The sequence below is a fragment of the Flavobacterium gossypii genome, assembly GCF_014138495.1.
Classification (GTDB): Bacteria; Bacteroidota; Bacteroidia; order Flavobacteriales; family Flavobacteriaceae; genus Flavobacterium; species Flavobacterium endophyticum.
In genome coordinates this window covers 1,464,703-1,478,804 of sequence record NZ_JACJIS010000001.1, presented here as the reverse complement: position 1 = coordinate 1,478,804, position 14,102 = coordinate 1,464,703, and the positions used below count along the sequence as shown (strand labels likewise).

The following is a 14,102-nucleotide window of genomic DNA, read 5'->3' as shown; positions in this document are numbered from 1 at the left end:
TTTTATCAAAAAAAACATGCACGAAGCATTTGATATCACAACACAAAGCAGAAAGGTTCTCGAAAACTACCTGCAAAATTATTCTTTGGAACAACTAAACAAGGTTCCGGATGGTTTCAACAACAACTTAATTTGGAATATAGCCCATATCATTGTCGTACAGCAATTATTGGTGTATAAATTATCAGGACTTCCGACAATGGTTTCGGATGAGATGATTTTGAAATACCAAAAAGGAACCAGGCCAGAAGCAGATGTTACGCAAAAAGAAGTCGATGAAATTAAGGGATTGCTTTTTGAAACCATCAACCAGACCAAAACCGATTTCGAGAATCAGATTTTTAAAAACTACCATCAGTTTACGAACAACCAAGGATTTACGATTCGAAACGCAGAAGGAGCCATTGCCTATAATTATTACCATGAAGCAATGCACTTAGGCATGATGATGTCAATCAAGAAGTTTTTGTAATTATTTGATCAACAAATAATTGGTCAATTGGTCGTAAGGCAGCAATAATTCTTTCGGGCCATCCGCATACGAAGCAACTTCATAGGTGTTATAATACAGTAACAGTCCATTTTTAGTAAAGAAGATAGTTTGTGGCAGGTCAAAAACTTCGTTTTCAAACATGAGCCCTGTAGCGTTGATAGGCCCGGCCGGAATTTTATATTTTTTTCGGAATTCTTTTTCAGCAAAAGATTTAAAGCCAGCTTCGTCTTTCAGGAAATCTTTTCGTGTCAGCTCTTTTCCCGTTTCAGGATTAAACAGCAAGGAACGGTTTCCTTCGTAGCCATGGGCACCGCCAGTATAGGTATAATGGTGCAATTTTATATTCAAGACTTTGTCAGAAGTATAATCCACTTTTGCATCTACTTTTGCTTCCCAGCCTAAAGTTTCGTCTGGAAATTCTTTCTTCAGTTCTTCATAAGAATTGATAAACGAGGCCATGATTTCTTCATAAGTTTTTCCGTTATAAGGTTTTTCGCCAAAATAAACGATGCCGCGAACCGTATTGAAAATTTTCTTATTGATGCTGTCGGCCACTACAGGAATGTTAGAAGCTTCCGGAACCGTAATTTTTACTTCGGCACAGATATCTCTCTTGCAAGGCAATGTTGTCTTCTTTTCGAAAGTTTTCGATTGGAAATCAACTGCTTTCAATTCAGATCCATCTTTCTTGTCTTTTTGACAGCTTGCAAAAGCGAGCGATAGTGCGAGGAATAATACGATACGTTTCATGACAGCTTTGTTAATTATTTATAAATATAGCGTTTTTAGAATAAAATTAAAAGGTAAATTTGTCCAAAATATTGATACTTAAATAATCATTTATATGAAATTTAACACTAAAGTGATCCACGGAGGACAGCATCACGACCCGAGTACGGGCGCCGTCATGCCTCCTGTTTATCAAACTTCGACCTTCGTACAGTCAAGCCCAGGGCAGCCTATTGGAGATTATGAATACAGCAGAGCTTCAAACCCGACACGTACAGCCTTAGAAAATGCTTTGGCTAGTATTGAAAACGGAACAAAAGGACTGGCTTTTTCATCTGGATTGGCGGCTACAGACTGCGTTTTGAGATCTTTCAAGGCAGGCGACGAAGTGATTGCAATGGACGATTTATACGGCGGAACTTACAGAATGTTTACTAGAATTTATAAAGATTCTGGTATCAAGTTCCATTTTGTAGATATGAACGATCTGGAGAAATTCAAGTCGCTGATTAACGAAAACACCAAATTGGTATGGGTGGAAACACCTACAAACCCGTTGATGAAATTGGCAGATATCGAAGCGATTGCCAATATCACAAAAGAGAAAAAATTGCTTTTTGCTGTCGATAATACTTTTGCAACGCCCTACTTGCAAAAACCATTGGATTTGGGAGCGGATATTGTCATGCATTCTGCTACAAAATACTTGGGCGGACATTCCGATGTTATTGCCGGAGCCTTGATCGTAAAAGACGAAGCCTTAGGAGAGCAATTGCATTTCCAACAATTTGCGACAGGAGCAACGCTTGGCCCACAAGATTCTTTCTTGGTTTTAAGAGGAATCAAGACGTTGCATTTAAGAGTTCAGAGACATTGCGAAAATGGAGCAAAGGTTACAGAATTCCTGAATAATCATCCAAAAGTAAAAACGGTTTATTATCCAGGATTAGAATCGCATCCGTTTCATGAAATTGCCAAAAAGCAAATGAAAAATGGCTTTGGAGGAATGGTGTCTTTCACCTTTGAATCAGGCAAAAAAGAAGACGCGATTAGTTTCCTAGAAAAATTGCAGGTATTTACACTCGCTGAATCTTTAGGAGGCGTAGAATCATTGGCAAACCACCCCGCGTTAATGACACATGCTTCAATTCCGGAAGACAAGAGAAAAGAAATAGGAATCACAGATGACTTGGTTCGATTGAGCGTTGGTGTCGAAGACATCGATGATTTGATAGAAGATTTAAAACAAGCATTGCAATAAAACAAAAAGTCCCGATTCAATCGGGGCTTTTTTTATGTTTGTTCTATTAGTTCAAGTAATAAATATAGCCTACATTCAGCCATATCAGCCAATCATTGGCCTTGTTTTCAGAATAACGGTCTGGATTTGGTCGCAGTCCGTCTACCCAGTCCGAAAAATAATATTGGAATCTCAAGTCCAACATCAAATCAGACATTTCGTTTAATTTATATCGTGTTCCAACACTACTAACGACAGACCATACAGTTCCAGAATCATTCGTAAAAGCATCACGGTATTTTATAGGAGTATTGATGACAGTCAGTGGTCCCGTCGTAGACGAAGCCTCAGGATTGTAATGGCTAAATTGAGCTCCTAGGCTTACAAAAGGCGCCCAGCTTCCTGTAGTTGCCGTAAAATCTCTAATGCTGAGTGGGAAATATTCTAGTTGCATTCCGATATTCGTGATTGCAGTGCTACCTCTCATATTTCTCAATTGCTCAGCAGTTACCGAAGTCCTGCTGTCTTCAACCCATTTTCCAAAATGCTGCAGATTGGTTTTGCTGTATGATAATTCTGTTCTTACCTTGAAATGGTCGTTGAAATAAGTTTCCGGAGTATAACAGTTACATTCTGCCTTGTAAGAAAAATTAAGATAGTGGACAAGTCCGATGCCAAAACCCGTATTCCCAGCGTTGGTGCTTAAATCATGGCGTTCGCCATAGTCAGACTGCATTGCTACAGGTCCCACAATTACTCCAATTTCATGCGAAAAACCAAATTGAGCAAAAGCAGCATTTAGCCCTCCAAAAGCCAATGCTAGAATTAAAAAATAGATTCTGGGCATCTGATTATATTTAAATAATTTCAGACAAATATATAAAAACATCATGCACTTAGAAAAAAAAAAGAAAAATAGTTTTTTGCTTCAAAAAATATCATAAAAACTTTAAAAACACCACACTAAAAACAAAATTGATTAAGATTTCCTAACAAAAAAATAAATCTATTGAGAAATCAAAAAAAAAACTCCAAATATTTCTATAAGATGTATCTTTGTGCCATCAAACGAAAACGTTTTCATAAACGTTAATAACTTAATAATCATGACAGAAAGTATTAACTCTTTTGTTGAAGCAGTTGCTAAGAGAAATCCTAATGAGCCTGAGTTTTTACAGGCTGTAAAAGAAGTTGCAGAAACTGTAATTCCTTTTATCGAAGAAAATAAAAAATACCAAAACAAGATGCTTTTGGAAAGAATGGTTGAGGCAGAACGCGTAATTATGTTCAGGGTAACTTGGATTGACGATGCGGGAAATACTCAAGTAAATCGTGGATACAGAATCCAGATGAACTCAGCTATCGGACCATACAAAGGAGGGATCCGTTTCCATCCTTCTGTAAACTTGAGCATCTTGAAATTCCTTGCTTTCGAGCAGACTTTCAAAAACAGTTTGACTACATTGCCAATGGGCGGTGGAAAAGGTGGTGCTGATTTTGACCCGAAAGGAAAATCAGACAACGAAATCATGAAATTCTGCCAAGCGTTCATGACAGAATTGTCTAAACATATCGGTGGAAATACCGACGTTCCAGCTGGAGATATCGGCGTTGGAGGAAGAGAAGTAGGGTACATGTTTGGCCAATACAAAAGATTAAGAAACGAATTTACAGGAGTTTTGACAGGAAAAGGAATCTCTTTCGGAGGTTCATTGATCCGTCCTGAAGCTACAGGGTATGGCGATGTATATTTCGCACAAAGCATGCTTCAAACAAAAGGACAAAACTTTGAAGGCAAAACTGTAGTGATTTCTGGTTCTGGAAACGTAGCGCAATATGCGGCTGAAAAAGCAACACAATTGGGCGGTAAAGTAGTTACATTATCAGATTCTGCAGGTTATATCTATGACGCTGACGGAATTGATGCTGAAAAACTAGCGTACGTAATGCAAATCAAAAACGTAGATTACGCAAGAATCAGCGAATACACTAAAAAATATCCAAACGCAAAATATGTAGCAGGAAAACGTCCTTGGGAAGTGAAATGCGACATCGCTTTGCCATGTGCAACTCAAAACGAGTTGGATGGTGCAGAAGCAAAATTGTTGGTAGCTAACGGATGCATCTGTGTAGCTGAAGGTGCTAACATGCCGTCAACTCCAGAAGCTGTTGAAGTTTTCCAACACGCTAAAATTCTTTTCGCTCCAGGAAAAGCATCGAATGCTGGTGGAGTAGCGACTTCAGGTCTTGAAATGTCTCAAAACTCATTGAGATTAAGCTGGACTTCTGAAGAAGTTGACGAAAGATTAAAAAGAATCATGCTTGATATCCACACATCATGTGTAAAATATGGTTCTGATGGAACAGGATATGTTGATTACGTGAAAGGAGCAAACATTGCAGGTTTCGTAAAAGTTGCCGATGCAATGCTAGCGCAAGGAGTCGTATAATACAATCTGTAAGATAATTCAAAAATGCTCTCGATTTCGAGAGCATTTTTTTTGTCTATTTCAGCCATAAGAATATATGAAAAGAGAAATAAATCCGTTTGTATTATATTTGTATGCAATTCCTAATCGATAATGAAAAAGCATTTCTTAATTTTTCTTTTTTCTTTCTTTATACAAATCACTTTTGCCCAGAACAATCAGTTATGGAAGGGCTATTTTTCCTATAACGAAGTAAATGATTTGGCCGAATCCACCACAAAAATTACAGGTTCGACCCTAAAGACAATGTTCTCCAAAAATCTAGCAACGAATGAGCTGAAGACGATTACGACAATCGATGGACTTTCCGGACAAGATATTACGGCCATTTATTACAGCCAAGCCTTCAATAAGACAATTATTGGCCATGCAAATGGATTGATGCTTATCCTAAGCGAAAGTACCGGAAACATATTAATTGTTCCCGGAATTCGAGACCAAGCCGGGCTGACGCCGAATAGGAAAAGAATCAATCATTTTTATGAGCACGAAGGAAAGCTTTACATTTCTTGTGATTTTGGCCTTGTGCAATACGATTTGGCAACGCTTGGTTTTGGCGATACCTATCTGCTTGGCCCTGCCGGAGAAGAAGTCAAAGTATACCAATCAACAGTATTAAATAACTTTATATATGTAGCCACGGCAGAAAGCGGCATCAGGAGAGCCGATTTGTCGAACCCGAACCTTAATGATTTTAGCCAATGGCAGACTTTTGATGCTGGTGTTTGGACAGGAATCGTAACACACAATAATCAAATTGTAGCGGTAAGCGCAAACAGAGTCGCTCGGCATACAGGCGGCGCTTTTACGACCATGACAAGTCTTGTGCAGCCAGGAATTGATATCAGGTCTTATCAAGATAATCTAGTTGTAACAACGGTCAATCATATCTATTCCTATAACCAGACTTTTTCGCAGACAGCACACATCGTCAGTACCAGCATTCCAAACATGACTGCGGCTTTTAATTGCGCAACCATTGTTGGTGGTGATTTTTATATCGGTACTAAAGAAAACGGCATAATTACGGCTTCGCTCTTAAATACGACTACATTTCAAGTCATCAAACCCGACGGCCCAGCGAGAAACAACATATTTGCGATACAGACCACGCCATCCAATAAGCTTTGGGCAGTGTACGGAGGTTATAACGTGTTTTATGTTCCCGATTTGAGTACGAATGGGGTCAGTAAATTTTCAGAAAACGGCTGGCTAAACATACCTTTTAGTGAAGTTTTGGGAGCCAATTCGCTTTCTAGGATTACCGTAAATCCAACTAATGAAAATCAGGTCTACATAAGCTCATTCCATTCAGGAATCTTAAAAATTGAAAATGACGCAGTTGTCGCCCGTTACGACCATACGACTCAAAATGGACCAGAGTCTCTTTTCTTTGCTCCAGATCCGAATTATAAATCGGTCCGAATCAATGGTGCAGCTTTTGACAGGTCTGGAAATTTATGGTTTAATAATACTAGGATTGAAAATGCCATGAAAGTATTGAAAACAAATGGCTCTTGGGAATCTTTTTCAATTGACGGTTTTGCCACTAATTTTTTAGAACAAGATTACGGGCGCATGGTGATTGATAAGAACGGAACAAAATGGTTTGTGTCTTCCATAAATGGAGTTATTGGTTTTAATGAAAACGTTACGCCAAAATTCAAGTTGGCAGCTTCTGATGAAGATGCCGGAAATCCGCTTATAAAAAATGCGATAGCCGTAGCTGTAGATAACAGAAATCAGCTTTGGATCGGTACCATGCAAGGCTTGCGAATTTTGCCTAGTATAGATCGTTTTATGAGCGAAGACAACCTGGAAACCAATCCGATAATAATTATTGACGATGGACTTCCGCAAGAACTTTTATACGAGCAGTTCATTACAGATATTGTAGTTGATGGAGCCAACAACAAATGGATCGGGACAGCGGATTCTGGTGTGTTTTTGCTTTCTCCTAACGGACAAGAAACATTACATAGATTTACAAGAGAAAACTCTCCGCTGCCTAGCAATTCGATTAATGATATCGATATCAACGGCGAGACAGGAGAAGTATTTTTTGCGACTACGGCAGGTCTAGTTTCTTTTAAAGGAACTTCTACAAAAGAAAATGACGACCTTTCGCAGGTATATATTTACCCGAATCCTGTAAGGCCAGAATTTACCGGAACCGTAAAAATCAGCGGTCTGATTGACGATGCCAACATCAAGATCACGGATATCGAAGGAAACTTAGTGTATGAAACTACTTCCGAAGGCGGAACCATAGAATGGGACACTAAGGCATTCGGAAAATACAGGGTCGCTTCAGGAGTTTATATGGTATTTATCGCTTCCAAAGACGGTACCGAAACCAAGGTGAAAAAAGTGATGATAATAAGATAAATTACGAATTACGATTGAAATTTCATAATTCATAATTCCAAATTCGTAATTAAATGCTAGTCAAGACCAAAGCAATAGTTATCAGTGCGCTCAAATACCAAGAGAAAAGCCTTATCGTAAAATGCTTTACTGAGACTGATGGTCTGAAGTCTTATTTTGTCCACAACGCCTTTTCTGGGAAAAACAACAGACAGAAAATTGCCTATTTCCAACCCCTAAATATTCTTGAGATCGAAGCCGTCCATAAAAATAAAGGAACGCTGGAGAATTTTAAAGAAATCAAGCTTTTTGCCGCCTATCATACCATCCACATCGATATCGTAAAAAGCACCATAATTATTTTTCTTTCCGAAATGCTGCATCACAGCATCCGAGAAGAAGAAAAAAACGAAGACTTGTTTCATTTCCTCGAGACGGCCCTTTTATGGCTCGACAGCCATGACGAGATCGCCAATTTCCATCTGATTCTCCTGTTAGAGATTACCAAATTCCTTGGATTTTACCCAGACAGTTCCACTAATGACTACCCGTTTTTTGAAATGACAGAAGGTGTTTTTACGCCTTTCCAGTCGCTATCTTGCCTTTCTGGAGAAGAAACGGCTCTGTTCAGGAAATTATTGGCACTGCGTTTTGACAGCAACCAGCAGGTCTTTAACGGAAAAGAAAGACAACAGTTGCTAAAGATTATTCTTGATTACTACAGTTTCCATCTCGACGGTTTCAGAAAGCCAAAATCCTTAGAAGTGCTCAAAGAAGTTTTTTCGTAGGCCTTACAAAACAATCGTCCTAAACGTAAGATTCACTCTCGGTTTACTTACTTTTTTGCTGGGCGGCAGCCGATGAAGCCAATGGCTCTGAGTTTCGTCTTTCATAACCAGCAGGCTTCCGTGTTCCAGTTGAAGAGTGATGGTGTCTTTTGTCTGCTTGTGCTTAAATAAAAATTTTCGTTCTGCACCAAAACTCATAGACCCAATCGTCGTATTTTGACCTAAGGATTTTTCATCATCGCTATGATAGGCCATTCCTTCGCTGCCATCGTGATACAGATTCAGAAGGCAGGAATTAAAAACCGTTCCCGAAATTTCTTCTGCCAGCGTTTTCAATTCCAAAAGCTCTTTTGTCCAAGGAAGTGCCTGTTTTGTGGTATTCGAATACGTATACAGATAATCGCTGTCGCCATACCAAGCTACCTTTCGTTTCGTGGTAATTCGTTTTCCAAAGATGGTGGCCTCGTCATGTTTCCACTCAATAGTCTCAAGAAGCTTTTCGAGATAATGTTGCGCTTCGTCATGCTTTAGGACTTTTCCGTAATAAATCACGGTACCGTCATAAGGCAGTCGGTTGGTTTCGATATCGTTATTAAATAAGTCCATTTTTCCAGATTTTGTATTTTTCCGCAAGGCAGTGTCCGCAAGGTCTATAATCCTTTTGAAACGCTTCTTCTTCAGAGCCAAAAAATACGCGGTTTTCGCGTTTCAGCCTCTTTCCGGAAGTACAGCGCAATGTACCGTAAATTTTTAATTTTTGATTGCCACCCAAAACGATTTCCTTTCTCAAAATTTTCGTTTTAAGGGCAACATCCGTTATTTCGCTATGCTTAATCATATTAACTCAAGGCATCGTGAAAAATAATTCCAAGAGTATGTCTTTTGCCCGAATGCAGCTCGCTCACCCCATGTTTCATGTTTACGCGATAATACCCTTTTGTCCCTTTCACGGGCCTAAAGTTGGTAGTAAACAATAGTACATCACCTTTCTTAGGTTTCAAGACAATGGCTTTAGACTGGGCTCTGGGTGTCTGTTGCGTCAAGACAAATTCGCCGCCAGTATAATCTTCATCGGGATTGTTCAAGAAAAGTACCGTCTGCATTGGGAAAAAAATATCGCCATACAAATCTTGATGTAAAGTATTGTATCCGCCCTTTCCGTATTTCAAGATCAGCACGGTTGGTTTTAGCTGGTTGTTAGCATGACAGAGCGTTTGCAGCTCTTTAAACGTGCTAGGAAAACGAGTAGTACTATTCAAGACCTTCATCCATAGATTGGCAATTGGCGCTAATTTAGGATAAAGGCTTTCGCGTAAGTTTTGGATCAGATCAGGCAATGGATAATCAAAATATTTATATTCTCCCAAGCCAAAGCGATAGCGTTCCATGATCACTGTTTTTCTGTAGCCATTCGGATTGTCATAGTTTTTTATAAACTCATTGCATTGCTCGTCTGTAATTAAGTTGGGAATAATAGCATAACCTTTCTCATTCATCTCATGCGTCAATAACGCCCAATCAAGTGCTGCTATCTTTTCGTGTATGGTTTCCATGGGTCTTATTTATTTTGATGGACTCATTTGCGCGGCTTCCCAGCCAATGATAGCTGTTTTTCGAGTCGTTCCCCACATATAGCCTCCGAAATGGCCGCTGGATTGGATGACGCGGTGGCACGGAATCAAGAAAGCTACAGGATTGCTGCCAATAGCGGTTCCTACCGCACGAGACGCTTTCGGATTTTGAATTTCTCCTGCAATCTGTCCATACGTAGATAGATTGCCCATCGGAATTTTCAGCAATGTTTCCCATACTTTCAATTGGAAATCGGTTCCTTTCAGATGCAGCTTGATCTGGTTGAGCTTGTCCCAGTCGTGTGTAAAAATATACAAGGCATTTTGCTGGATAAGGTCGAGCTTCTGCTTGAAATCAGCATTAGGGAAATGCGCTTTGAGATTGGCCGTAGCTGTTTCTTCATTTTCAGCAAAAGCCATATAGCAGATGCCTTTTGGAGTAGAAGCGACGATGATATTGCCAAACGGACTTTCGGCATAGCTGTAATTTATAGAAAGACTCTCGCCGCCGTTTTTAAATTCTCCAGGGGTCATTCCTTCAATCTTGATAAACAGGTCGTGCAGTCTTCCAGTGCTGGAAAGCCCGGTCTCATGTGTAGCATCAAACAAAGTAGCTTCTTTTTCTTTTAAGAGCTGCTTGGCGTGCTCGACGCTGATGTATTGCAGGAATTTCTTAGGACTGACGCCTGCCCAGTCCGTAAAAAGACGCTGGAAGTGAAACGGACTCAGGTGTACCTTTGCCGCGACCTCGTCTAAATTAGGCTGGCCTTTAAAATTTTCTCGGATATATTCGATTGCTTCTGCAATCCGGATATAATTGATGTGATTTTGCTCATTCATTTCTTTGAAATTTATGATACAAAGGTAGGAGCATCCCATTCGGCATAAAACCCGAAACTTGCGGAATTACTCTTCTTTTCTCGACAGTTTCATTGCGGCGGCTGTTGCCTTTGCCATAAGATCAGGGCTGTTTTCAAGCTGGTTAACGATTGTATGAAAGTCGGTGTCGTTTCGTGTCTGTGATAATTTATAAGCCGCTTGGATGTCGGTAATATGCAGCTTGAAACCAACAATCCCATGAACCTGTCTCATGGTTTTTTCAGACAGTTTTTCTATGGAGACTGGATTTTTAGAAGAGCGCTCGTACTTATCGACTAATTTTTTCAGCGAAGCCATCAATTCTTCGCCTTCGACAATCTCAACTTTTCCATACACATGAACGGCAATATAATTCCAAGTCGGAACCTCTTCCTTTTCATACCATGACGAAGAAACATAGCTATGTGGTCCTTGAAAAATAGCGAGTACTTCTTCCTCAGGACTAAAGCTTTCCCATTGCGGGTTGGCTTTAGAAATATGGCTGTACAAGATAGCACGGCCGTTTTCGTCCGTATCCAGTTCCATCGGAATATGAGTGCCCCATAACTTTCCATTGGTCTGGTTGATCAATATCCCAAAGCTGTTTGCTTGTATGAACTCTCGGACTTCGTCAATATTTTCGTTTTTGTAATGCAGCGGAGTATACATGGTAGGATTATTTAGGCTTGTTTAAGGTCTCCAACGCTTTATAAAGGCAATTGTGCAAGATCGTAAGATGATTTTCTTCCGGCATTCTCACAAAATAAGACTGAAGGTTTTTCGACTTGGCGAGTATTTCCGACAGTTGAAAGGCATCATCTTCCATCTGCTTTCCTTCGCTTCCGACAGAAACATAGACTTGGATTTTTGCCGCACTCCGTTTTTCTAATAAGGCAGGCGCTTGGCGCAGCAGCGATTCGTCATCCCACCATAGGCTCGGACTTATGATAATATAATTGTTGAACAGTTCTGGTTTTTTGAGCAGTGCTTCCGTCACCAAAAGCCCTCCGAGCGACTGGCCAATAAGAGTAGAAGTACTGGTACGGTACTGCTTTTTAGCATACGGCAGCAGTTCTTTTTCGATAAAAGCCAAGAATTTTTCTGAACTTCCCGAAGTCGGAAAATCTTTTTTGTCCTGCACGTTGGTCGTAGGAAACGTAAGATCCCGTTTTCTATCAATATTGGCAATGCCGATAATAATCGATTCGGGCATTTTTTTGATCATGGTCAGGAACTGCACCAGTCCCGTAACATGAATAAAATCTTCATCAGCAGAACCATCCAGCAGATAAATCACAGGATAAGAAGCATTCGGATTTTTATCATAGCTGTCAGGAATATAAACATTCAGCGTTCGGGTTTCGTTTAAGATTTTAGACTCTAGTTTTTCAACTTTCCCCAAAACAAAAAGATTGTCTTTAGACAGTGAATTTTGCGAAAAGCCCAAAGCAGCAACAGCAACAGAAAATAATAAGGTCAAGATAAGCTTCATGAATAGAAAAATTAAAGGATGGTTTTTACAGGCAGGCCATAAAAAGTTTCAAAGCGCAAGATAGCCTTTTCAAATTCCAGTTCTTGCTTTTTATTCAAAGGCTGTAGGAATTCATACTCGAATTCAATCAGCTTTGGTTTTATTTTTCTCCTCCAAGAGCCGATAATTTGTCCATCGAATAAAATCGTATTGTCAAAACGTAGTCTTTGTGCTGGCTGTACAGCATGTCTGATTTGTTGTAAGGCTTCCCTGTTTTTATACCCCATGATCATTTCGTCATAAATAGGAGTCAGGTGCATTTGTTCAAAGTTTGTTTCTTTTTTAAGTGCCTTTGGCGAAAAATAATAGGTTTCCGATTCGATTTTTTCTTCTGTCCAATTGGCTCGGGTCATTTCAATTCCCTTTTTGCAGTCCGTAAGAGTAAGTCCAGACCAAGTAGCAAAATCTTTGGCACTAGCAGGACCGCGGCTCAAGAAATACCGCTGGGTCAGTTCGACCAGCGCTTCGTCCCGGCTTATTTCTTTGGCAGGCGGAACCCTTTCCTCAAGCAGGGCATACGTAAATTGGTTGCCTTGGCGGGCACCGCTGCAGATAAGTCCTTCCAGTTCGGCTTTCATCAAGATACAGACCAAGCGCACGCTTTCCGCTTCAATATTATTCTTCAAGAATTCTTGGCTCAGTGCTTCGCGCGTAAGGTGCTTTCCGCCTTCTAAAACCCGCGCCATGATGTCATTACAGAGATTAAAAGTAGCACTGTCCAGTTCCATCTTCCGATACATATAGCTATTTATGGCATCTACCCTTGGACCGGTGAGTTTCAGCATCCATCGAATATCCTTAGGAGCCACAAAGTGCCAGGTCGGCCGAAGCAGATGCGTTCGCAAGATCTTGCCCTCGTTCAGTTCCTTTTCAATGTCACTGTCTTTCAGATGGGGCATTCTCAGGCCCAACGACCATTTGGTTTGGGCGTATTCCTGTCCTTGGATAGCACCGAAATAAGCAACCATTTCAGGAGCCGATTTCAGGCTGGGTTCGTTAATCTGTTGCGAAAGCAATCGAGATGTTGCGATATCGTGCTGGGTCATAAGATTCATCAGGTTAAGGCAAGCTAATTTACAAAAAAGAAGTCTGTATTTTCATAGCAAGCCATCTTGATAAAAAGAAGACTACTGTCGGTTCTGTTCTATTTAATGATTGTTCTTGCACTTAGTTTTGCTTAAAAATAAGAACAATGAAAACAAAACAGATTTTAGTATTAGGCTCCAATGGAAAAACAGGGAGCCGCGTCGTGCAGAAATTAGAAGCACTCGGGCAATCCGTAAGAAAAGGGTCTCGCACCGCAGTTCCTAAATTCGACTGGGAAGATTCAAGCAATTGGACAGCAGTGCTCCAAGACATTCAGAGCGTCTACATCACCTTTCAGCCAGACTTGGCTGTACAAGGAGCCGATCATGCGATAAGGCTGCTGGCGGAAGTAGCCAAAGAGTCAGGCGTTGAAAAAGTAGTGCTCCTTTCAGGCCGTGGCGAAAAAGAAGCCCAAGACTGCGAAAAGATTATCATGGAAAGTGGCTTAAAATGGACCATCATCAGGGCAAGCTGGTTCAACCAGAACTTTAGCGAAAGCTACCTGCTCGAGCCGATACTGAACGGCCATATGGCGTTGCCGACAGGCGACATACAAGAGCCATTTATTGATGCGGAAGATATTGCTGATGTTGTCGTGGCGGCGCTTACGCAAGAAGGCCATGACAATACGTTATACGAAGTCACAGGCCCAAGGCTGTTGAGCTTTAAGGAAGCTGTTTCAGAAATTGCCACAGCCATCGGAAAACCTATTGTATACGAACAGCTTTCCGTTCAGAAATATGCGGCTCAACTAAAAGAATATCACGTACCGCAAGACTATATAGGACTGTTATCCTATCTCTTCAGCGAAATTTTAGACGGGCGGAACGCCTCAATCAGCCATGGAGTAGAAGAGGCTTTAGGCCGAAAGCCAAAAGATTTTTCAGAATATGTCAGAGAGACACTGGCCAGCGGCGTTTGGACTCCGCAGGAGGGACGTTAAGCAATAC

Annotated in this window: 15 protein-coding genes; 6 read left to right on the top strand and 9 right to left on the bottom strand. The window is 40.6% G+C overall.

Features of this window, described 5'->3' with window-relative positions:
* Window positions 1-16: 16 nt before the first annotated feature.
* A complete protein-coding gene (locus GGR22_RS06820; protein WP_182493043.1) occupies window positions 17-472 on the top strand; it encodes a DinB family protein in 456 nt (151 codons plus the stop codon).
* Here the strand turns inward: GGR22_RS06820 and GGR22_RS06815 are convergent, their stop codons facing one another.
* Window positions 473-1,243 (bottom strand): DUF3298 and DUF4163 domain-containing protein, encoded by a 771-nt coding sequence (locus GGR22_RS06815; RefSeq protein WP_182493042.1) that lies wholly within the window; start codon window positions 1,241-1,243, stop codon window positions 473-475. It lies immediately after the preceding gene.
* Between the two features lie 94 nt (window positions 1,244-1,337).
* On the opposite strand from GGR22_RS06815, the gene GGR22_RS06810 reads away from it, so the two are divergent.
* Window positions 1,338-2,483 carry a cystathionine gamma-synthase gene (locus GGR22_RS06810; RefSeq protein WP_182493041.1) on the top strand — a complete coding sequence of 382 codons (1,146 nt, stop codon included), beginning with the start codon at window positions 1,338-1,340 and terminating at the stop codon, window positions 2,481-2,483.
* Between the two features lie 46 nt (window positions 2,484-2,529).
* Here the strand turns inward: GGR22_RS06810 and GGR22_RS06805 are convergent, their stop codons facing one another.
* Window positions 2,530-3,309 (bottom strand): THC0290_0291 family protein, encoded by a 780-nt coding sequence (locus tag GGR22_RS06805; RefSeq protein ID WP_121375596.1) that lies wholly within the window; start codon window positions 3,307-3,309, stop codon window positions 2,530-2,532.
* Window positions 3,310-3,568: 259 nt separating this feature from the next.
* Here GGR22_RS06805 and gdhA point away from each other — a divergent pair, with 259 nt between their 5' ends.
* The 3 genes from gdhA to recO all read left to right on the top strand — a co-directional run bounded on the left by gdhA (window position 3,569) and on the right by recO (window position 8,106).
* A complete protein-coding gene (gdhA, locus tag GGR22_RS06800; protein WP_182493040.1) occupies window positions 3,569-4,912 on the top strand; it encodes an NADP-specific glutamate dehydrogenase in 1,344 nt (447 codons plus the stop codon).
* Window positions 4,913-5,044: 132 nt separating this feature from the next.
* A complete protein-coding gene (gene porZ, locus GGR22_RS06795) occupies window positions 5,045-7,339 on the top strand; it encodes a type IX secretion system anionic LPS delivery protein PorZ (protein ID WP_182493039.1) in 2,295 nt (764 codons plus the stop codon).
* A 53-nt stretch (window positions 7,340-7,392) separates the two neighbouring features.
* Window positions 7,393-8,106 (top strand): DNA repair protein RecO, encoded by a 714-nt coding sequence (recO, locus tag GGR22_RS06790; protein WP_121375593.1) that lies wholly within the window; start codon window positions 7,393-7,395, stop codon window positions 8,104-8,106.
* A gap of 3 nt (window positions 8,107-8,109) precedes the next feature.
* On the opposite strand, the gene GGR22_RS06785 is transcribed toward recO, so the two are convergent.
* The 7 genes from GGR22_RS06785 to GGR22_RS06755 form a co-directional block, all read right to left on the bottom strand.
* A complete protein-coding gene (locus GGR22_RS06785; protein ID WP_182493038.1) occupies window positions 8,110-8,712 on the bottom strand; it encodes an alpha-ketoglutarate-dependent dioxygenase AlkB family protein in 603 nt (200 codons plus the stop codon).
* The gene (locus GGR22_RS06780; RefSeq protein ID WP_317169776.1) at window positions 8,699-8,896 is read right to left on the bottom strand and encodes an Ada metal-binding domain-containing protein; all 198 of its coding nucleotides are present in this window, start codon (window positions 8,894-8,896) and stop codon (window positions 8,699-8,701) included. The genes GGR22_RS06785 and GGR22_RS06780 overlap by 14 nt, the downstream gene beginning before the upstream one ends.
* A gap of 49 nt (window positions 8,897-8,945) precedes the next feature.
* Window positions 8,946-9,659: a 2OG-Fe(II) oxygenase gene (locus tag GGR22_RS06775; protein ID WP_182493036.1), complete on the bottom strand. Its 714-nt coding sequence runs from the start codon at window positions 9,657-9,659 to the stop codon at window positions 8,946-8,948.
* A gap of 9 nt (window positions 9,660-9,668) precedes the next feature.
* The gene (locus tag GGR22_RS06770) at window positions 9,669-10,517 is read right to left on the bottom strand and encodes a bifunctional helix-turn-helix domain-containing protein/methylated-DNA--[protein]-cysteine S-methyltransferase (protein WP_182493035.1); all 849 of its coding nucleotides are present in this window, start codon (window positions 10,515-10,517) and stop codon (window positions 9,669-9,671) included.
* Between the two features lie 66 nt (window positions 10,518-10,583).
* Window positions 10,584-11,204 carry an FMN-binding negative transcriptional regulator gene (locus tag GGR22_RS06765; protein ID WP_182493034.1) on the bottom strand — a complete coding sequence of 207 codons (621 nt, stop codon included), beginning with the start codon at window positions 11,202-11,204 and terminating at the stop codon, window positions 10,584-10,586.
* 7 nt (window positions 11,205-11,211) lie between these two features.
* The gene (locus GGR22_RS06760; RefSeq protein ID WP_182493033.1) at window positions 11,212-12,027 is read right to left on the bottom strand and encodes an alpha/beta hydrolase; all 816 of its coding nucleotides are present in this window, start codon (window positions 12,025-12,027) and stop codon (window positions 11,212-11,214) included.
* Between the two features lie 11 nt (window positions 12,028-12,038).
* Window positions 12,039-13,112, bottom strand: a complete 1,074-nt coding sequence (locus tag GGR22_RS06755; RefSeq protein ID WP_182493032.1) for a winged helix DNA-binding domain-containing protein — start codon at window positions 13,110-13,112, stop codon at window positions 12,039-12,041.
* Between the two features lie 146 nt (window positions 13,113-13,258).
* Between GGR22_RS06755 and GGR22_RS06750 the strand changes: the two genes are divergently transcribed.
* Window positions 13,259-14,095 carry an NmrA family NAD(P)-binding protein gene (locus GGR22_RS06750; protein ID WP_182493031.1) on the top strand — a complete coding sequence of 279 codons (837 nt, stop codon included), beginning with the start codon at window positions 13,259-13,261 and terminating at the stop codon, window positions 14,093-14,095.
* Window positions 14,096-14,102: the final 7 nt, after the last annotated feature.